Raw genomic sequence first — 18,272 nt, forward strand, 5'->3', positions numbered from 1 at the left:
TCCTGATTTCTTCTGACTGCAAATACGACGGGGTGAGGCCGCAGGCCGAGGGGCAGAGCCCCTTAGTTCACTGGGCGATCAAGATCGGCGCGTTGACCTGCACATCCCGCCAATCGTTCCAGCTCTGATGCGGCCATCGCACCCGTAGTCGCACCGCTTCAGCATCACCCAACCCGAAGTGCTGTGGCCCGGCCACACCGCCTGCATGGCCGCCACCAACGGTGATCTCGCGCGCTTGAACGGTTTTGCCGTCATCGACCTCAATCCACGCGCCAACGGCCTGGGTGTTTGTCCCATCTTGGGTCACAGACACCGAGAGCCAGTTGCCAGTTATCTCTGTTACGTTCTGCCACACCTCTAGCGGTGCACGTCGGTTGACGACGGCAAGGTCCAGCAATCCGTCCCCGTTGAAGTCGACGAGGGCCGCGCCGCGCCCCCGGTGCATGGAGGCGACGCCGGCCGCATCTCCGGCTTCGACAAAGCTGCCATCCGCCTGACCGATCAGCAGGTTATTGGGGTCTTCCATGGCACTGCCCGGCATCTGTTGCACATTGCCCTTGGCGATGAAGGCATCGTCAAGACCATCGTTGTTCACGTCCCCAAAGGCGATGTGCCAGCCGGTTGAAGGGCGTCCGTCACCGCCCGTGTAAGGACGGTGGGCTGCGGTGCCCATGTCAAAGGGCACATCCTGAAAACCCGGGCCGTCACCCACCTGTTTCATTAGCCTTTGGTCGCCCATCGAGGACAGATACACCTCGTCCCGGCCATCGCGGTCCAAATCGCGCGCGGCAATGCCCATGCCCCAAAGCATGTGACGCACCCAACCCTCGTCGTCAGTGTACAGTCGGGGTGTATCCTCCATCGCCCAAAGCTGTTCTTCGCCATCACGAATGTAGTAGTGGCGGTCATTCGACACGCGCAGGTCTGCGCGGCCTGTGCGGGACCAGTCCGTGAACAAGATCGACAGGGCGCAAAACCCGGGGCCTAGGTCGGTGACTGCATAGGTTGCCCCATCCGGCCGCCAAAGGTGGTTTATGTCACAGGCTTCGAACGGCCCGTCGGGATCGCTACGGTCTACATAGTGACCGAAAGCAAGGGTCGGGGCGGTTTGGCCTGCCTCCCACGTGGCCGAAAAGGCCGTGCTCCAGCGATCATCGAAGTGAAACGGCATCGGTTCAAAGCTGCAATCACCGCGCCCGCGCAGAACAGCGTCGGGTCCAACGCGTAGCATCACCAGATCAAGATGGCCGTCATTGTCGATGTCCAACGGATAGGCTCCGGTCGTCCCGGTCAGGTTGAACGCCGGATCTTCTATGGGTTCGAAGGAAATCGCGCCGTCGGATGTGTTCTTGAGCAACAAGGATCGGTTCGAACCGCCCGCTGCAACCAGATCGGGCCGCGTATCACCATTGCAGTCCAGAACGGCCAGTCCGCCACCGACAAAATGCTCCCATCCTCCATCATAGATATGGTTTGGAACATCGACCGGGGCAAAGCGCACGTCCGCAGCAAGTGGCTGGACGGCGCAGAGCAAAAGGGCGGTGAGTGCCCCGCGCTGTGCGGTAGTGCGCCCTGGTCCGGTATCATGTTTGGTGAGACGTCCAAGCCCCTTAGGCATCTTCCAACGCCCCCACCGCTGTATCCTGTACAAACTCAAGCGCGTAGGCCGCGGCCCCCTGCGCCCACATCAGGTTGCCCCATTTATGGACAACAACCTCGGGCGCGGGTTTGTCGATTTCCACGATGCTCTTGCGCATTTCCTCGATCACCGTGTCTGCATACAGGTGGTCGAACTGCATTTGCTCGCCTGCAAGGATCACCAGTTCGGGATCAAAGATGTTCACCAGATTGGCAAGGCCCATCGCAAACATCTTGCCCGCCCGTTCCACAACTGTGCGTGCGGTTGGGTCACCGTCTTTGGCCGCTTTCAGCACGGTGCTGACGGCTTGGCTGGTCGGCGTCGTCAGGCTCATCCCGCCCACGCTGGAGGCCTCGCGCACGAGGGCGTAGTCCGCCACGTAAGCTTCGAGGCAGCCGCGTTGCCCACACCGGCAGAGCGCGCCGTCCAGATGCACCTTGGTATGTCCGAATTCGGCCCCGCAGCCGCGCGTGCCGCGATAGAGTTGGCCGCCCAGCACCATGCCCATGCCCACACCGCTTTCGATGGTGATCACGATGAAATCCGAGTGCGACTTGCCCAGTCCGAAGGTCAGTTCGGCCATGGCGACGAGGTTCGCGTCGTTGTCGAGGTAGACGGCCACACCAAGCGTGTCGCTCAGCACTTCACCGAACGGGACGTTGCGTTGATCCAGCGATGGCGACCAGTAGACCAGCCCATGATCCGCATCCACAACGCCCGCCAGCCCGACGCCTACGCCCGAGATATCGCTGAGATCATGGCCCGCCTTTTCAGCCAGCGCCCTTAGCCCATCGCGGATATGTGTGGCCAGGTCGATTGGCGTCAGACGTCCTGTCGGGATGGGGCATTCGTGGTCCGCGACATGGGTGCCGTCAAACCGCATCAGAACCAGTGAAATGGACCTGTCCGACACCTTGAGGCCGGCAATCAGATGGGCGTCGCCAGCGATCTTCAGATCGACCCGGGGCCGTCCGCGTGCCGATTCGTCACTACGTGATTCGCGGGGTACTTCCTCGATCAATCTGCCGCGCAAAAGGTCGGCTGTGACGGACGTGACAGTGGCTCGGCTGATGCCGGTATGTTCCGCAAGATCGATACGCGGTACGGGTCCGCGTTGCGCAATCTCACGCAAAAGCAGCCGTCTGCTTTCGATCTTCTGATGGCCGAATACCATGATTTTATTCTCTTTTTTCCTCCCGCCGCGGGCAATGCCTACGACCCTTAAGGATGATGATGCCGGTTTTTTTGAAAGCTGTCCAATTTAATTTGCTTTTCGAATTTAAGTTGCTAACAATGGGTCACCCGCCGCAAAATCGTGACGGACGGGCATGTCTTTGGGAGGACACCTATGAAACGACGCACGCTACTTGGCGCCCTGGCGGCTGCCACAATGCTTACTTCGCCAGTTCTGGCTGACGGTCATGCAGTGACCGTGGGCGTGAGCTGGTCGAACTTCCAGGAAGAGCGCTGGAAAACTGACGAGGCCGCGATCAAGGCCGCGCTGGATGCCGCTGGTGCAAACTATATTTCCGCTGATGCGCAATCGTCGTCGGCCAAGCAGTTGGCAGATATCGAAAGCCTGATTGCACAGGGCGCAAACGCGCTGATCATCCTGGCGCAGGACGCATCTTCCATTGGCCCAGCCGTGCAAGCCGCTGCCGACGAAGATATCCCGGTCGTTGCCTATGACCGTCTGATCGAAGACGCCCGCGCCTTCTACCTGACCTTTGACAACGTCGAAGTTGGCCGCATGCAGGCCCGTGCCGTTCTGGCCGCGCAGCCCAAGGGCAACTACGTCATGATCAAGGGCTCGCCCACCGACCCGAACGCAGACTTCCTGCGTGGCGGTCAGCAAGAGGTGCTGCAAGCGGCCATCGACGCCGGTGACATCACCATCGTTGGCGAAGCCTACACCGATGGCTGGGTGCCTGCGAACGCGCAGCGCAACATGGAACAGATCCTGACCGCAGCTGACAACAAAGTTGACGCCGTTGTCGCGTCCAACGACGGCACCGCGGGTGGTGTTGTGGCGGCCCTGACCGCGCAAGGCATGGAAGGTATTCCAGTGTCCGGCCAGGACGGTGACCATGCCGCTCTGAACCGTGTCGCAACCGGCACGCAGACAGTGTCCGTGTGGAAAGACGCACGTGCGCTTGGAAAGGCAGCAGGCGAGATCGCCGTGTCCCTGGCCAAGGGTGAAGATGTTGCAGGCGCAGCTGACTGGACATCGCCCGGTGGCACCACAATGACCTCGATCTTCCTTGAGCCCGTTCCGGTGACAGCCGACAACCTGGACGTTGTTCTGGACGCAGGCTGGATCGAAAAAGACGCGCTGTGCGCGGGCTCCTCGCTGGCCGCCTGCGAATAAAAGCGCACCAAGTTACGTCCCGGCGCCTGTTGCGCGCCGGGGCGGCACATGACCACACTCACCACACATTTCGGCACATCGTGACGGCAGGCTTGCCTGTCGACGGAGACATTGTGCCACCGCAACCGGGTAACAAAGGGCAGGGCGCATGGAAGACCAGGCCAAATCAATGATGGACAAGCTGGGCCTTGATGCCCGGCTTTTGGGGATGATCGGGGCGCTTGTCGTCATCTGGCTCGTGTTCGGTTTCTTTACCGACTGGCGCTTTCTGTCCCCGCGCAACTTTTTCAACGTGAGCGTTCAAACAGCATCCGTTGCCGTGATGGCAACGGGCATGGTGTTCGTGATCGTCACACGCAACATCGACCTGTCCGTAGGCTCGCTTTTGGGCTTTATCGGTATGACCGTGGCGGCGCTGCAGGTCCAGTGGCTGCCATCTATGCTGGGTCTGGGTCATCCTATGATCTGGGTCATCGCTGTGATTGCCGCAGTCTTGATGGGCGCGTTCTTGGGCGCGATACAAGGGTGGGTCATCGGCTATCTGACAGTACCCGCCTTCATAGTGACGCTGGGCGGCTTCCTCGTCTATCGTGGGGCGATGTGGTGGGTCACCAAGGGCCAAACCCAAGCGCCGCTCGACCCTGTCTTCCGCCTACTGGGCGGTGGTGCAGAGGGGACGCTGGGTGAAACGCTGAGCTGGGTGTTCGGCACCATAGCCGCGCTAGTTGCTGTTGGCATCATGCTGCTGAGCCGGCGTCGCAAGGCGACCCACGGCTTTACCGTCAAACCGGTCTGGGCCGAAGGGATCCTGATGGCCATGGCCGCCGGTCTGATCATTGCCTTTGTCTGGATCATGAACAGCTATCCGATCCCGCGGGGCGCCATGCGCCGCATGACCGAAGCGCGCGGTATCGAGTATACTGACGGCATGGTCTGGAACCATGGTATCGCTATTCCGGTTGTGATCCTGCTGGCCGTCACGATCGTGATGACCATCATCGCCACGCGCACCCGCTTTGGCCGCTATGTCTATGCCACCGGTGGTAATCCGGAAGCGGCATCGCTGTCGGGCATCGATACGCGCCTTCTGACGGTCAAGGTCTTTGCCCTGATGGGGGCCCTGACCGGCATCGCGTCGATCATCGCATCGGCCCGTCTGAACGCCGTAGACGTGGGTCTGGGCACACTGGACGAGCTGCGCGTGATTGCCGCTGCTGTCATCGGGGGCACTGCCCTGTCGGGTGGCGCGGGTACGATCTACGGTGCTGTCATTGGTGCGCTGATCATGCAGTCGCTGCAATCGGGCATGGCCTCGGTCGGCGTGGACGCTCCGCTGCAGAACATCGTCGTGGGCTTTGTGCTCGTGCTCGCGGTGTGGATCGACATCGTTTATCGCCGCCGTGCGGGCGTCTGAGGGAGGACTTTGATATGACAACACCTCTTGTCGAAATGAAGGACATCTCGATCAGCTTTGGCGGGATCAAGGCGGTAGACCACGTGTCGGTCGACCTGAAGCCGGGCGAAGTTGTGGGCCTCCTGGGTCACAACGGTGCAGGCAAATCGACGCTGATCAAGATATTGTCGGGCGCCTATGCCATGGACACGGGTGAAATCCGTATCAACGGCGAAAAGGCGACCATCAACAACCCGCGTGACGCGCGGACCTACAATATCGAGACGATCTACCAGACGCTTGCGCTGGCCGATAACCTTGATGCCGCGTCGAACCTGTTTCTGGGACGCGAATTGGTGTCGTCAATGGGCTTTGTCGATGATGACGCGATGGAGGCCGAGACCCGCAAGATCATGGCGCGGCTGAACCCGAACTTCAAAAAGTTCAAGGATCCGGTCAGTGCCTTGTCGGGTGGTCAGCGTCAGTCGGTGGCGATTGCCCGTGCGGTGTATTTCAATGCGCGCATTCTGATCATGGATGAACCCACCGCCGCCCTTGGTCCACACGAGACGCAGATGGTTTCGGAACTGATCCAGCAGTTGAAGGCTGAAGGCATCGGCATCTTCCTGATCAGTCACGACATCCATGATGTGATGGAGCTGTGTGACCGCGCGTCCGTGATGAAAAACGGAAAGCTGGTTGGGACTGTTGACGTTGCCGACGTGACGGACGATGACCTGCTCGGAATGATCATCTTGGGTAAGAAGCCGGGCGAATCGTAATGCAGGATGCGGGTGTGCAGGATCGGGCTATTGGCCTTGTTGCTGATGTTGGCGGGACGAATACGCGTATGGCCTTTGTTGGTCGCGATGGGGTCATCGCGGACACGGTGGTGAAGTGTCCCAATGCCGATTTTGGCAGCTTTCTTGATCTTGCGACCAACTACCTGGATGGGCGTTCAGTGCCATCTCATGTCGTTATCGCGGTGGCTGGTCCTGTGGCAGGCGATCGCGCTCGTCTGACGAACCGGAATTGGGATTTCGATGCGGGTGCCCTTGCTGCCGCTTTCGGTGCTGACGAGGTGGTTTTGATCAACGACCTTGAGGCGTTGGGACAGGCGGTGCCCACCGTTGCACCCGATGCGGTTGAGCCATTGCACGACGGCGCTGCTCTTGGCGGCGCCGGGCAGGCGCTGGTGGTTGGTCTTGGCACGGGGTTCAACGTGTCGGCCGTCAACATGGAGAGTGGCACCGTTTTCACGTCAGAGCAGGGCCATGCCAGCCTACCGTCCAGCGTGATGTCCATCCTGCAGGCGCATATGCCTGACACGGCGCGTTTCGACAGTGTCGAGAACCTGTTTTCCGGCGTTGGCCTGTTGCGTCTGGCCCATGTCATTGGTGTGGATGTCGATAGCGCCGAGCAATTGGCCAAGTCCGATGACCCCCGTGCCCGCGAAGCGCTTGAGGTTTGTACCGAGGCCTTTGGCCTTATGGTGCGTGAATTGGCCTATTCCTATTTCCCGCGGGCGGGGCTGTACTTTAACGGGTCGTTGGCGAAGTTCCTGATGGCGCCGGAACGGCGGGAGCGCGTGCTAGCCCCATTGCGTGCTGACAGCAGCTTTGACGGGCAGTTCGCCCGTATTCCGGCGTTTCTGTTCGTGTCGGACACCGTCGCTTTGGGCGGCTGCGCTGCGCGGTTGTTGGCGCGCGTCAGCTAAAGCTTAGATCAACGCGTCCAAAGCTGCCGAAATCGGCTTCTATATTGGTGCCCGGCGGGCATTCTATTGGACGGATAAAGCTGCCTGACAAGATCACCTGGCCTGCCTTGATCGTGTTGCCGTAGAGCGCCATGCGCCGCGCGAGCCAAACCACGCTTTCCACCGGATCGTTCAGGACACCCGCACCAAGCCCCGTTTCCTCGACCGTGTTGCCCATTTTCACGATTACCCCGACCCAGCGTAGGTTTTCCGGTGCGTTGCGTTGGGTACCAACGACAATGCCCGCATTTGCCGCATTATCGGCGATGGTATCGAAAACCTTGCGCGGCTGACCTGTGTCCGGGTCCGCGCGCAGGATGCGGGTGTCGAGGATTTCAAGGGCTGGCACCACGTAGTCTGTCGCGGCCAGCACGTCGTCGCGGGTCACGTCTGCGCCGCCGATATCTGATTTCATGACAAAGGCGATCTCGGCCTCGATCCGCGGTTGGATGAAGTGGCCCGCGGGGATCGTGGCGCCTGTGTCGAATTGCATGGACTGCGTCAGAACCCCGCTATCGGGAATGTCGATGTTCAGTGCCATCTGCATCGCGCGGCTGGTCAGCCCGATTTTCCAACCGATCACTGGATCGCCTGCAGCGACCTTGGCCGCGACGACCTGTTCCTGAATTGCATAGGCATCGTCCATGTCGATGTCCGGATGCGCGACTGACAGCAGGCCGATCTGTTGGCCTGTTCGCTCCGCCTCGACAAGCGCAAGGGCCGCGGTCTTGTGGTCCTCAGGTGTCATCGATAACCTCGCTGCGCAGTGTGCCGATGCCTTCTGCGGCTACTTCGACGACGTCGCCGGGTTTGAGGAATTTCGGCGGATCGAACCGTGCACCTGCGCCGGTAGGCGTGCCGGTCACGATGATGTCGCCGGGCACCAGGGTGGTGAAGGTCGAGATGTAGGCGATCTGGCGGCGGATTGGGAAAAGCATGCGAGAGGTCCGGTCGTCTTGCCGCAACTCACTGTTCACATGGGTTGTCAGGCGGATATCGTCCAGTTGCGCTGCATGGGTGAACGGCACGATCCATGGGCCCATTGCCCCCGAGGCGTCCCAGTTCTTACCCTGCGTGACGTTGAACTTGGCATGGCGAACCCAGTCGCGAATGGTGCCCTCGTTGCAGAGGGTCAGGGCCGCGATGTGGTCGTAAGCATCCGCCTCGGCAATCCGCCGCCCGCCCTTGCCTATGACGATGGCGATCTCGCCTTCGTAGTCCAGTTTCTCGCTTTCCGGGGGACGGATGACCGGCTGGTTGTGACCCGTGAAGCTGCGTGGGAAGCGGGGGAAGAGCGACATGTTCGGCGGCGCCTCGTGCCCGTCTTTGTACTCGGCATTGCGGTCGGGGAAATTTACGCCGACGCAGATGATCTTTTCCGGGTTGGGGACGGGGATATCATAGGTGACATCGTGATGCGTGGCCGTGCGCCCTTGGGCAGCTTTCGCAAGCGCGTGCAGGCCGTCGTTTTCGATAACGTTGCGCAGGGTGGTCCATTGAGGAAAGTTGGGGGACAGGGGGATCATCCCGTTATCTGCCACCGCGCCGTAATATTGGTTTCCGGCGGTGGTGTAGGTGGCGAATTTCATAGGCCTCTCGCAATCTCGGTGATTGTGTCGAAGGCGGTGTTGAAATCCCGTTCTTCGCAATCAAACTGCCCGGCCTGGAAGCGGATCACCTTTTGCCCGTCGACCAGCGTTTGGGTCAGGTAGATGCGGCCATCGTCATTGATGGAATCCACAAGGCGTTGGGTGTCGTCGTTCGACGCGCCCGCAGCCTTGAAGGTCCACAGCGACAGGATCGGTTCGGTCACGATCTCGAAATCATCTTCGGCCCGGAGCCGCTCGCACAGGGCCTGACTCCAGGCAACATGGTTGCGAATACGACTGCGCAACCCTTCCATGCCGTAGTGCCGCATCAGGAACCACAGTTTGAGCGCGCGGAACCTGCGGCCCAGCGGGATCGTCCATTCTGAATAGTCGATGACGTCCTCGGCCCCGTGCGTCTTGAGGTATTCGGGGCGGATCGCGAGCGTCTGACGGAGTTGGTCGGGATCGCGCAAGAAATGCGCTGCACAGTCGAATTGTGCCCCCAGCCATTTGTGCGGGTTGAAGACAATACTGTCGAAGCGATCGGCCCCGGTCCAGAGCGTGCGGAATTCCGGGCAGATCATGGCTGTGCCGGCCCATGCCGCGTCGAGATGGGTGTAGATGCCATGTTCTTCGGCCACTGCAGCGACCGCTTCAAGGTCGTCGCTGGCGCCCATGCCGGTGGCGCCGGTCGCAGCGATGATCCCGGCCGGGATGCGCCCCGCCTGCTTGTCCTCGGCAATGGCGGCTTCCAGATCCAGCGGGTCCATGTGACGCAGATCGCCGGTGGTGCGGATCTTGACCAGATTGTCCTGTCCGATGCCCGCGACCCAGATGGCGCGGTCGATGGAGGTGTGTACCTGATCTGAACAGTAGATACGCAGCTGCGGTTGTCCGTGCAGCCCTTCGATATTGCCGCGGAATTCCAACGCGCGTTCGCGCATGGTAAGGACGGCGGCGAGCGTGGCTGACGAGGCGCTATCCTGAATGACGCCCTGATACCCTTCGGGCAGGCCAAGGCCCTGACGCAGCCAGTCCATCATCCGCGTCTCCATCTCGGTCGCGGCGGGCGAGGTTTGCCAGAGCATGCATTGCGGCGCGATAATGGATGTCAGAAATTCGGCCAGAACCGACGCGGGCGCGGCGTTCGAGTTGAAGTAAGCGAAGAAGCGCGGGTGCTGCCAATGGGTGATGCCCGGCATCACGATGCGTTCGAAGTCTTCCAGGATCGCCGCCAGATCAGTTCCATCTTCTGGCGGTGCGTCTGCAAGTTGCGCGGCGATCTCTCCCGGCTTGGTTTGCGCGCGTACCGGGCGATCGCGGAGGGTGTTGTGGTAGTTTACCCCCCAATCGGCAGCATCCTTGGCGTGTTTGGCGAAATCGTCCCAGCTCATGGTCTCGTCCTTTCGGGCGGGGCGCACGGGCACGTGCGCCTTACGGGGGTGAAGCGGAGGTGTCCTCCGCCAATATCAGGGTGCCACGATGGGCTGTGCTTTGAGAAGGGGGGCGGACGTGTCCACGCCATCGAACAGGCTGCCTTCCTCGAACCAGCTGCGCGGAGCGGGAGCGCCCCAAAGGGTTTGGCGTTGTGGGTCCTTGAGGTCCCATTTGATCGGTTCGTGGTCGGGATCGACGGTTTGGTAGTCCGAGCAGTAGATCTCGATCCGGTGGCCATCGGGGTCGCGGATATAAAGGAAGAAGGCGTTCGAGATGCCGTGCCGCCCGGGGCCGCGCTCGATGTTCTCGCGGTAGCCCGTCGTACTCATCAGATCGAGCAGGTCAATGATGTTGAGCGGGGTAGGGACCCAGAAAGCCGAATGGTGCAGGCGCGGCCCTGTGCCGTTGGTGAAGGCGATGTCATGCACGCCGCCCTTTCGGTGCATCCATGCGGCCCAGGTTTTGCCTGTCTCTGCGTCTTCGGTGTATTCTGTCGTGCGGAACCCCATCTGTGTGTAGAACGCAACCGCCCCGTCCACGTCGGATGAGAACAGGTTGAAATGGTCGATGCGCAGCGGTTTGACGCCCCGATAGAGCGCGTATTTCTGCGCGATGGTCGGCAGGCGGTCCATCTGAACATAGAATTCGAGAGGCACACCCCATGGATCGGTGGTTTGCAGGACGCGGCCCATGAAGGGGCGGTCGATCCATGCAGTGGGTTGACCTTGGGTGCGGAACCACGCCTCAGCCTTGTCGAGATCGGGGTGGTCGTAGAGCTTGAAGCCGAGCCTTGCGACACTGGCGCTGCCCGATCGGGTCAGGATGATGCAGTGGTGACCACGCTCCTCCATCGCGCGCAGGTAGATCGTTTGATCGTCTTGATGTGTAATCTGCAGGCCGAGTGTATCCACGTAGAAGGCGCGCGAGGCTGCAAGGTCCGCCACCCGGTATTCCACGTGGCTGAGCCGCACGATGTTGAACGGCGGGTAAAGCTCGGGCGGAGGGATCGGCATCGGCTGTTCCTAAATAGGGCGGCTGCGCCGCGCGCGATTCATATTTGGGGAATGAGGGACGCTGTCCCTCAAACTCCCTGAGGTATTTCCGGCCAGAAGAAGGGTCATGTGCCGAGCCGGGGGATTTTCGGGTCACCGGTGGCGATGCCGATATGTTTCTGTTCCATGTAGAATTCGAACGACCAATCGCCGCCGTCGCGTCCGATGCCGCTGGCTTTCATACCGCCAAACGGCGTGGGCAGGTGCCGGACATTGGCGGAGTTGACCCAGATCATACCGGCTTCGAGCCCATCGGTGAACCGCATGGCGCGGGTGACGTCCGCGGTCCAGACATAGCCGGTCAGGCCGTAGGCTGTATCGTTGGCGATGTGCAGGGCCTGTTCTTCTGTTTCAAAGCGGATGGAGGTGAGGACCGGGCCGAAGATTTCCTCTTGGGCGATTTTCATGTCGTTTGTCGCGTTGGTGAAGAGGGTTGGGGCCACGAATTGGCCTGTGTCTCCAACGCGTGTGCCGCCTGCTGCGATTGTGGCCCCTTCGGCTTTGGCCGTGTCGAAGCTGGCCATGACCTTGGCCCTGTGTCCTGCGTGGATGAGAGGACCAACCTCGGTTGCGGGGTCCAGTGGGTGGCCCACGTTGATTGCTTTCGCGCGGGCTGCGAGTTTTGCCTCGAAGTCATCGGCGATCGTGTCCTGCACCAGCAGGCGTGAGGAGGACGTACAGCGTTCGCCGTTGAGCGAGTAGATCATGAAGATGGCGGCATCGAGCGCATTGTCGAGGTCGGCGTCATCAAAGACCACCACGGGATTTTTGCCGCCCAGTTCGAAGTGTACACGTTTCAGGGTGGGCGCACCCTGGGCCATGATGGCGGACCCGGTTTTCGACTCGCCCACGAAGGCGATTGCCTTGATGTCCGGGTGTTCGGTCAAGACGCGCCCTGCGTCCTCGCCCATCCCGTTGACCAGGTTCCAGACGCCCGGGGGCAAGCCTGCTTCTTCGGCGATCTCGATCAGGATGCGAGCGGTCCAGGGGCTGAGTTCGGCGGGTTTGTGAACGACCGTGCAGCCAGCAGCGAGTGCTGGGGCGATCTTCCAAGTGGACAACATGAAGGGCGTGTTCCACGGGGTAATGACGCCCACAGGACCAATTGGCACGCGGGTTGTGATGTTCATCAGGGTGGGCGAGGGAAGCGCCTGCCCGTCGCGGGCCGCTGGTGCACGGTCGGCGAAGAAGCGGAAATTGGCGGCGCCGCGCAGGGCGGCTTTGGACATGAAGCGCAGGGCTTGGCCTGTGTCCCAGCATTCACACAGCGCGATTTCTTCGGCGCGCGCTTCGATCCCGTCGGCAATGGCGTGCAGGATGCGCTTGCGGTCGGCGGCAGGCATGTCGCGCCATGCGGGAAAAGCGGCTTTGGCCGCTTGGGCGGCTGCGTCGATGTCTTGCGCATCACTGCGGGCAACACGGGCGATCATGCTGTCATCCACGGGTGATGTCGTGTCGAACCATGCTCCGGATGCGGCGGGAACAGCCTGTCCGTTGATATGGTTCAGGATGCCCGTTTCCCCGATCCGGGTCAGGTGTGGGGCCAGATTTGCGATGTTGTCGTGCAGCGCTGACATGCTTTCTTTCTTCTTGTTGGTTCACATAGTGAACCGATGGATGCAAAAATATATTGCAAGGGGATGGCAGGTGGGTCAAGCTTCATCCTATGTCGACCATCGCCAAGGCCTTGGGTCTGTTGGACCTGTTCAGTGATGCCCGGCCCCGTTTGGGGTTGTCCGACGTGCAGCGCCTGACCGGGCGGGACAAGGCGACGGTGCATCGTCACCTTGTAGCGCTTGAGCAGGCGGGGTTTCTTGAGCAGGACACAAGCACGCGGGCCTACCGCCTTGGAGCTGCTTTGACCCGGCTGGCGGGGATGCGCGTGCGCACCGTGCCCGAGGTCGAGATGCTGCGCAGCGTCATTGACGATCTCAGCCGCGATGCAGGTGAGTTGGTGCATGTCAGTCGTTTGCAGGGCTTTGACCTAGTCCATGTGCACCACGCCGAGGAACACAATCATCCAGTGCGGGTCAGTTTCGATGCCTATGGCCTGCCACCCCTGTTTGCGACCGCGTCAGGCAAGGCGTATCTGGCCTTTGCCCCGGGCGGGCTGTTGGACCTTGCCCTGGCTGACCCACGCACGCAGTTGCCAGGCGCGCCGGCGCCGAACCGGATGGAGGTCGAGGGGGAATTGAAGCAGATCGCGCAGCGTGGATATGCCCGCAATCGCGATGCCTTGCGCCTCGGCGTGTCGTCGGTTGCCATCCCGTTGTTTGACGCTGCCAGCAGGGCTTTTGCCACCTGTTCCATTGCCTATCCCACGGGTCGCGGCGGCAAGGCGACCGAGGCGCATTTGGCGCGTCTGCTCATGGCGCGCGGGGAAGAGATCAGTCAGGCCCTGGGCGGCTCCGTGCCATCCCATATCGTCCAGCTTTGGACACCGGCACAGGAAAGGGCCGCGTCATGAAGGACAGCAACTTTCTGAAGGAACACAACGCCCGCCAGTTCTGGCATCCCATGGCGCACCCCGCCGACAGCATGGCGAACCCGCCCACGATCCTGACAGGGGGTGAGGGGGTGTTCATCACCGACGTGGACGGTCACCGCAGCATTGATGCCGTTGGCGGCCTCTGGAACGTCAATCTGGGCTATTCCTGCCAACCGGTGAAGGACGCGATTGCAGGGCAACTAGATGCGCTGCCCTACTATTCGACGTTCCGAGGTACGTCGAACGACAAGGCGATTGAGTTGGCGTATTTACTGGCCGACTTCTTTGGCTCCGATGGCATGACGCGCAGCTTTTTCACCAGTGGTGGGTCGGACAGTATCGAGATCGCGCTGAAGCTGGCCCGCCAGTACCACCGCATCCGGGGCGAGGGTGCGCGGACCAAGTTCATCAGCCTCGACAAAGGGTATCACGGCACGCATTTTGGTGGGGCATCGGTCAATGGGAATGCAAAGTTCCGCAATTCCTATGAGCCGCTCATGGCAGGGTGCTACCACATCCCCGGACCTTACCTGTATCGCAATCCGTTTGGCACGGACGATCCCGAGGAACTCGCGCACCTGAGTGCGGGGATGTTGGAGCGTGAGATCGCCTTTCAGGGTGCCAACACCATTGCTGCCTTCATCATGGAGCCGGTGCAGGGCGCGGGCGGTGTGATCCCGCCGCACCCCAGTTTCATGCCCATGGTGCGCGACATCTGCGAGAAGCACGGCGTGCTGCTGATCGCGGATGAAGTGATCACTGCCTTTGGGCGCACAGGGGATGAGACAGGATCGCGCCATTGGGGCGTGCAGCCGGACCTGATGTGCACGGCCAAGGCCATCACAAATGGCTACTTTCCCTTCGGGGCCGTGATGATCGCTGATCATGTCGCGGCTGTGTTTGAAGATGATGAAAGCGGGGTCGGGTCCGTCGATTCCGGCTATACCTATTCAGGTCACCCGGTCGGGGCGGCTGCTGCCGTGGCAGCGGTGGAAGAGACGATGCGTATCCGACCGTGGGAGAATGCGCGGGCCCGTGGGCCAGAGCTAAAGGCCGGATTGAACGCTTTGTCGGAACGGTATGATCACATCGGGGATGTGCGGGGCGAAGGTTTGATGTGCGCCATCGAGCTGGTGAGCGACCGAGGCAACAAGACCCCGATTGGCAAGGCGCTGCCTTTGGTGTTTCAGAAGGCGGCCTATGAGGACGGTGTGATGATCCGGGTGTCAGGCAACAACGCCATCTTCTCACCGCCCTTGGTCATCGATGCGGGGCACGTACAGAAAATACTGTCTGCCACCGAAACCGGCCTGAAGGCCATGGCCGAGGTGGCGTGAAGTCAAGGTCAGCATCCCCAGCGCCGCGCAGCGCAACGGCGGTGCGGCCCATCCGGTCAGACACCACGGGGCGCGCTTTTGCCAGTGCCTGCCCGCCAGACAGCAAGATCAATGTCACCGACATCACCGATTTCCGGCGCGGGCGGGGGGATCTGATCTTTTCCATGTTCATGGCCGGTTTGGCCCTGTTCTTTCTTGTCTTCTTCTTCACTCAAACGGGGTGGGAGGACCGCAAACTGCCGCAGAACATGGCGCGCTATTGGATGGACCAGTTTGGGGTAACCGCACCCGAAGGGCGCACTGCCCGCCTGGGCCGCATCCTCAAGCAAAGCTGGGTGGCGCCGTTGATCTGTCTGGGGGTTTTGGTGCCTGCCGCCCTTTGGAACCTGCGCGGGGCATGGCGGGCGCAGGCGTGGCGACAGCGGTTCAAGCAGCCAACCGGCATTGCCCATGAGCTGGGGCAGTGGTTGCGCGCGCTGGAATATGTCGTTTGGTTCGTGGCCTACACTCTGCTTGTGCCAGTGCTTGGTTATCTAGTGTCGACAGTGTTGTTGGGGACGCTCTTGCCATGGTGTCTAGGTTATCGCGGCTGGCGGTGGATGGGCATTTGTCTGGCGGCGAGTTTAGCCATCGTTCTGGTCTTTCGCACCGGGCTACAGATCAAGACTCCAGTGAATATCTGGCTTTATGACCAACTGCCGCAGCGCATGGAAACCTTCATGCAGGTGTGGTTCTGATGGAGGCGTTTTGGACCGGCCTCGACAACCTCGCCAGCGTGCCTGTTCTGGTGGCGATCCTCATTGGCTCTGTGGGTGGGTTGGCGATTGGGGCCGTGCCGGGGATCGGGCCGGCCATTGCCATTGCGATCCTGCTGCCCGCGACCGTTTTTTTGGATGACCTTGTGTCTCTGGTGCTGCTGTTGGGGGTCTATGGATCCAGCATGTACGGCGGTGCCATCCCCGCCATTCTGATCAATACGCCGGGCACGCCGGTGAATGCGCTGACCACCTATGACGGTTATGCTATGACCCGGCGGGGTGAGGCGGCTCGGGGGTTATCGCTGGCCTACTCTGCGTCCTTTTTCGGGGGCTGCTTTTCCATCCTGCTCGGGCTTGGGGCGCTGATGCTGTTCGGCCCATACCTGCGCGATCTGGGCGCGCTGTTCGGACAGCGGGATATTTTCATGGCCGCAGCCCTCGGTGCAGTTCTGCTGATCGCGGCGCATCGCAAGACGATGGGGATTGCGGCGCTGCTTTTCGGACTTGGGTTTCTCATTGCACTGGTCGGGCGGCAATCGCTCAAGCAGATCGACCGCTATACGTTCGGCATCGAATACCTTTACCCCGGCTTCAACCTGATCGTCGTCATCTTGGGTATCTTCGCCATTTCACAAGCGCTGTTCCTGCTGACCGGTAAGGATGCCGACCCACCCGAGGCGCGGCTCAAAGGCGGTCTGTTGCGCGGGTTCGGGGAACTGCGCAAACACCCAGCCGTGGCGACCATCAGCGCGGGCTACGGAACTATCATGGGGATCATCCCGGGGGTGGGTGAGTTCGTGGCACAGTTCTTCAGCTACTCCACTGCGCGCGCCATGTCGAAAGAGCCCGGCAAGTTTGGGCGTGGCGCGCCCGACGGTTTGATTGCGTCCGAGGCAAGCAACAACGCAGTGCCAGCTGCCGCTATGGTGCCCCTTCTAGCGCTGGGCGTGCCGGGCGAAGCGTTGACGGCCATGATGATGGTCGTGTTCTTTGATGCAGGCATCAAACCCGGCCCCGACATATTCGAGAATAACCCGGATTTCCTGTTCTCTCTTTTTATCGCGCTTTTGATCATCAACGTGCTGGTCATCATCACGCTGCTGATGTCCACGAAATGGATTGCGCGCATCATTTATGTCCCCAACCGTCTCTTGGGCGCGTTCATCCTGATCCTGGCCTTTGTTGGCGTCTTTTCGATCCGCAACTCGTTTGCGGATTGCATGTTCGCCGCTGGCTTCGGTTACCTGGGCTTTATCCTGCGCCGTCTCGACTGGCCACTTGTACCCATCGTGCTGGGCCTCGTCCTCGGTTCGATCATGATCGAGAAGCTGACGGCGGGGGCAGGTCAGATCAAAACCGTCTTCGATCTGGTGAACCGGCCTGTGTCGGGCACACTTTTTGTTGTCATCCTGATCGTGATTGGTGTCACGATCGCCCAAAGCCTCCGGACGAAGAGGTTTGAACATTAACCACCAAAAGCAAAAAACAATCTCAGGGAGAGTACATATGAAAAAGCTTTTGACCTCAGCGGCCTTTGCCTTGGCCGCCCTGACCGGCCCCGCGTTGGCCGAATATCCCACCGGTCCGGTGCAGTTCATCGTGCCGTGGCCTCCTGGCGATTTCGAGGACATTCTGACGCGCATGATCGCCGCCGATATGGCCGAAGCGACGGGGCAACCGGCTTCGGTCGTGAACCGTCCCGGCGGCGGGGATGGCCCATTCCCCGGCGCTTTGGAGGTGCTGAATGCGCCCAATGACGGATCGGTCATCGGGTCCTTTGTGATCGGTGTGCCAATTGTTGGCCCGAAGATCGATATTGGCATCGAAGAGGACAGCTTTGTTCCCGTCGGGATATTCCTGACCTACCCGTTCGTGCTGGCTGCTTCGGGCGATGCGCCCTATTCCAACATGGCCGAACTGGCCGCCCATGCGCAAGACAATGACGTCGTTCTGGGTCACTTTGGTGCGGGCCTGACGCCCACGGCGGTGTCCATGGCGGCAGCGGCCAAGATGGGGTTCGAGTTTGCCGATGACAGCGCCTTTGACCTGCTGGACTGCAATACGCTGTTGTCGGGCGATGCCGATGTGATCAATACGACGCTCGCGCTGATCGAACCCTGCCTGGATGACATCAACGTGCTGGGCAACATTGGCGCTCAGCCCATTGCGAAGCTCGATGGAGTAGAGACCATCGCAGCTCAATCGGGTGTGAATGATGTTGAATTGTGGAACGGCCTGTTCGTGACCAAGGGCACGCCACAGGAGGTCATCGATACCATTGCCGAAGTGGCAGCCAAAACCATGGCATCGGATGAAGCGCAGGCATTGATGGCCGAGACCGGGGCCGCTGTCTACTGGCAAGGCCAGGAGGAGGCACAGGCGCGCATCGAAGCGGACCGCGCCAAGTCAGCCGAGATCAACGAGATCCTGGGTCGCTGAAACAGCCGGGGGCGGT

General features: G+C 60.8%; 16 protein-coding genes. 9 read left to right on the top strand and 7 right to left on the bottom strand.

Going from position 1 to position 18,272, the window contains the following annotated elements:
• Window positions 1-67: 67 nt before the first annotated feature.
• Window positions 68-1,618 (bottom strand): CRTAC1 family protein, encoded by a 1,551-nt coding sequence (locus tag Q1A51_RS21370; RefSeq protein WP_299602233.1) that lies wholly within the window; start codon window positions 1,616-1,618, stop codon window positions 68-70.
• Complete coding sequence (locus Q1A51_RS21375) at window positions 1,611-2,813, bottom strand: ROK family transcriptional regulator (protein ID WP_299602235.1); 1,203 nt, start codon at window positions 2,811-2,813, stop codon at window positions 1,611-1,613. The genes Q1A51_RS21370 and Q1A51_RS21375 overlap by 8 nt, the downstream gene beginning before the upstream one ends.
• Window positions 2,814-3,029: 216 nt before the next feature.
• Here Q1A51_RS21375 and xylF point away from each other — a divergent pair, with 216 nt between their 5' ends.
• The 4 genes from xylF to Q1A51_RS21395 all read left to right on the top strand — a co-directional run bounded on the left by xylF (window position 3,030) and on the right by Q1A51_RS21395 (window position 7,117).
• Window positions 3,030-4,007, top strand: coding sequence for a D-xylose ABC transporter substrate-binding protein (gene xylF, locus Q1A51_RS21380; protein WP_299205924.1), 978 nt, complete (start codon window positions 3,030-3,032; stop codon window positions 4,005-4,007).
• Window positions 4,008-4,155: 148 nt separating this feature from the next.
• Window positions 4,156-5,421: a sugar ABC transporter permease gene (locus tag Q1A51_RS21385; RefSeq protein WP_299602237.1), complete on the top strand. Its 1,266-nt coding sequence runs from the start codon at window positions 4,156-4,158 to the stop codon at window positions 5,419-5,421.
• A 14-nt stretch (window positions 5,422-5,435) separates the two neighbouring features.
• Complete coding sequence (locus Q1A51_RS21390) at window positions 5,436-6,182, top strand: ATP-binding cassette domain-containing protein (protein WP_299205497.1); 747 nt, start codon at window positions 5,436-5,438, stop codon at window positions 6,180-6,182.
• Window positions 6,182-7,117, top strand: coding sequence for a glucokinase (locus tag Q1A51_RS21395; protein WP_299602240.1), 936 nt, complete (start codon window positions 6,182-6,184; stop codon window positions 7,115-7,117). Before Q1A51_RS21390 ends, Q1A51_RS21395 begins: the two co-directional genes overlap by 1 nt.
• Here Q1A51_RS21395 and hpaH read toward each other — a convergent pair.
• The 5 genes from hpaH to hpaE all read right to left on the bottom strand — a co-directional run bounded on the left by hpaH (window position 7,110) and on the right by hpaE (window position 12,811).
• The gene (gene hpaH / locus Q1A51_RS21400; RefSeq protein ID WP_299602243.1) at window positions 7,110-7,904 is read right to left on the bottom strand and encodes a 2-oxo-hept-4-ene-1,7-dioate hydratase; all 795 of its coding nucleotides are present in this window, start codon (window positions 7,902-7,904) and stop codon (window positions 7,110-7,112) included. The two genes, Q1A51_RS21395 and hpaH, sit on opposite strands and share 8 nt — an antisense overlap.
• Window positions 7,894-8,745: a fumarylacetoacetate hydrolase family protein gene (locus tag Q1A51_RS21405; RefSeq protein WP_299602246.1), complete on the bottom strand. Its 852-nt coding sequence runs from the start codon at window positions 8,743-8,745 to the stop codon at window positions 7,894-7,896. Before Q1A51_RS21405 ends, hpaH begins: the two co-directional genes overlap by 11 nt.
• Window positions 8,742-10,139 (bottom strand): pyridoxal-dependent decarboxylase, encoded by a 1,398-nt coding sequence (locus Q1A51_RS21410; protein ID WP_299602249.1) that lies wholly within the window; start codon window positions 10,137-10,139, stop codon window positions 8,742-8,744. The genes Q1A51_RS21405 and Q1A51_RS21410 overlap by 4 nt, the downstream gene beginning before the upstream one ends.
• Before the next feature lie 75 nt (window positions 10,140-10,214).
• Window positions 10,215-11,195: a 3,4-dihydroxyphenylacetate 2,3-dioxygenase gene (gene hpaD, locus Q1A51_RS21415; RefSeq protein ID WP_299602251.1), complete on the bottom strand. Its 981-nt coding sequence runs from the start codon at window positions 11,193-11,195 to the stop codon at window positions 10,215-10,217.
• Between the two features lie 104 nt (window positions 11,196-11,299).
• The gene (hpaE, locus tag Q1A51_RS21420) at window positions 11,300-12,811 is read right to left on the bottom strand and encodes a 5-carboxymethyl-2-hydroxymuconate semialdehyde dehydrogenase (RefSeq protein WP_299602253.1); all 1,512 of its coding nucleotides are present in this window, start codon (window positions 12,809-12,811) and stop codon (window positions 11,300-11,302) included.
• Window positions 12,812-12,900: 89 nt separating this feature from the next.
• On the opposite strand from hpaE, the gene Q1A51_RS21425 reads away from it, so the two are divergent.
• Genes Q1A51_RS21425 through Q1A51_RS21445 form a run of 5 tightly spaced genes read left to right on the top strand, consistent with a single transcriptional unit; the run spans window position 12,901 to window position 18,256 of the window.
• Window positions 12,901-13,701 (top strand): IclR family transcriptional regulator, encoded by an 801-nt coding sequence (locus Q1A51_RS21425; protein ID WP_299602255.1) that lies wholly within the window; start codon window positions 12,901-12,903, stop codon window positions 13,699-13,701.
• On the top strand, window positions 13,698-15,059 hold the full coding sequence (locus Q1A51_RS21430; RefSeq protein WP_299602258.1) for an aminotransferase class III-fold pyridoxal phosphate-dependent enzyme: 1,362 nt from the start codon (window positions 13,698-13,700) through the stop codon (window positions 15,057-15,059). The genes Q1A51_RS21425 and Q1A51_RS21430 overlap by 4 nt, the downstream gene beginning before the upstream one ends.
• On the top strand, window positions 15,056-15,796 hold the full coding sequence (locus Q1A51_RS21435) for a tripartite tricarboxylate transporter TctB family protein (RefSeq protein ID WP_299602260.1): 741 nt from the start codon (window positions 15,056-15,058) through the stop codon (window positions 15,794-15,796). Before Q1A51_RS21430 ends, Q1A51_RS21435 begins: the two co-directional genes overlap by 4 nt.
• Window positions 15,796-17,286, top strand: coding sequence for a tripartite tricarboxylate transporter permease (locus tag Q1A51_RS21440; protein WP_299602262.1), 1,491 nt, complete (start codon window positions 15,796-15,798; stop codon window positions 17,284-17,286). Before Q1A51_RS21435 ends, Q1A51_RS21440 begins: the two co-directional genes overlap by 1 nt.
• 37 nt (window positions 17,287-17,323) lie before the next feature.
• Window positions 17,324-18,256, top strand: a complete 933-nt coding sequence (locus Q1A51_RS21445) for a tripartite tricarboxylate transporter substrate-binding protein (protein ID WP_299602265.1) — start codon at window positions 17,324-17,326, stop codon at window positions 18,254-18,256.
• Window positions 18,257-18,272: the final 16 nt, after the last annotated feature.

It is taken from the genome of uncultured Tateyamaria sp., from assembly GCF_947496075.1.
In the GTDB taxonomy this organism is placed as follows: Bacteria; Pseudomonadota; Alphaproteobacteria; order Rhodobacterales; family Rhodobacteraceae; genus Tateyamaria.

Excerpts from the sequence above, each read along its gene's own strand:
- Q1A51_RS21430 (WP_299602258.1), top strand. The coding sequence starts at position 13,698 with ATGAAGGACAGCAACTTTCTGAAGGAACACAACGCCCGCCAGTTCTGG.
- Q1A51_RS21395 (WP_299602240.1), top strand. The coding sequence starts at position 6,182 with ATGCAGGATGCGGGTGTGCAGGATCGGGCTATTGGCCTTGTTGCTGAT.
- Q1A51_RS21375 (WP_299602235.1), bottom strand. The coding sequence starts at position 2,813 with ATGGTATTCGGCCATCAGAAGATCGAAAGCAGACGGCTGCTTTTGCGT.
- Q1A51_RS21370 (WP_299602233.1), bottom strand. The coding sequence starts at position 1,618 with ATGCCTAAGGGGCTTGGACGTCTCACCAAACATGATACCGGACCAGGG.
- Q1A51_RS21440 (WP_299602262.1), top strand. The coding sequence starts at position 15,796 with ATGGAGGCGTTTTGGACCGGCCTCGACAACCTCGCCAGCGTGCCTGTT.
- Q1A51_RS21425 (WP_299602255.1), top strand. The coding sequence starts at position 12,901 with ATGTCGACCATCGCCAAGGCCTTGGGTCTGTTGGACCTGTTCAGTGAT.
- Q1A51_RS21405 (WP_299602246.1), bottom strand. The coding sequence starts at position 8,745 with ATGAAATTCGCCACCTACACCACCGCCGGAAACCAATATTACGGCGCG.
- hpaH (WP_299602243.1), bottom strand. The coding sequence starts at position 7,904 with ATGACACCTGAGGACCACAAGACCGCGGCCCTTGCGCTTGTCGAGGCG.
- Q1A51_RS21445 (WP_299602265.1), top strand. The coding sequence starts at position 17,324 with ATGAAAAAGCTTTTGACCTCAGCGGCCTTTGCCTTGGCCGCCCTGACC.
- Q1A51_RS21410 (WP_299602249.1), bottom strand. The coding sequence starts at position 10,139 with ATGAGCTGGGACGATTTCGCCAAACACGCCAAGGATGCTGCCGATTGG.
- xylF (WP_299205924.1), top strand. The coding sequence starts at position 3,030 with ATGCTTACTTCGCCAGTTCTGGCTGACGGTCATGCAGTGACCGTGGGC.
- Q1A51_RS21390 (WP_299205497.1), top strand. The coding sequence starts at position 5,436 with ATGACAACACCTCTTGTCGAAATGAAGGACATCTCGATCAGCTTTGGC.
- hpaE (WP_299602253.1), bottom strand. The coding sequence starts at position 12,811 with ATGTCAGCGCTGCACGACAACATCGCAAATCTGGCCCCACACCTGACC.
- hpaD (WP_299602251.1), bottom strand. The coding sequence starts at position 11,195 with ATGCCGATCCCTCCGCCCGAGCTTTACCCGCCGTTCAACATCGTGCGG.
- Q1A51_RS21385 (WP_299602237.1), top strand. The coding sequence starts at position 4,156 with ATGGAAGACCAGGCCAAATCAATGATGGACAAGCTGGGCCTTGATGCC.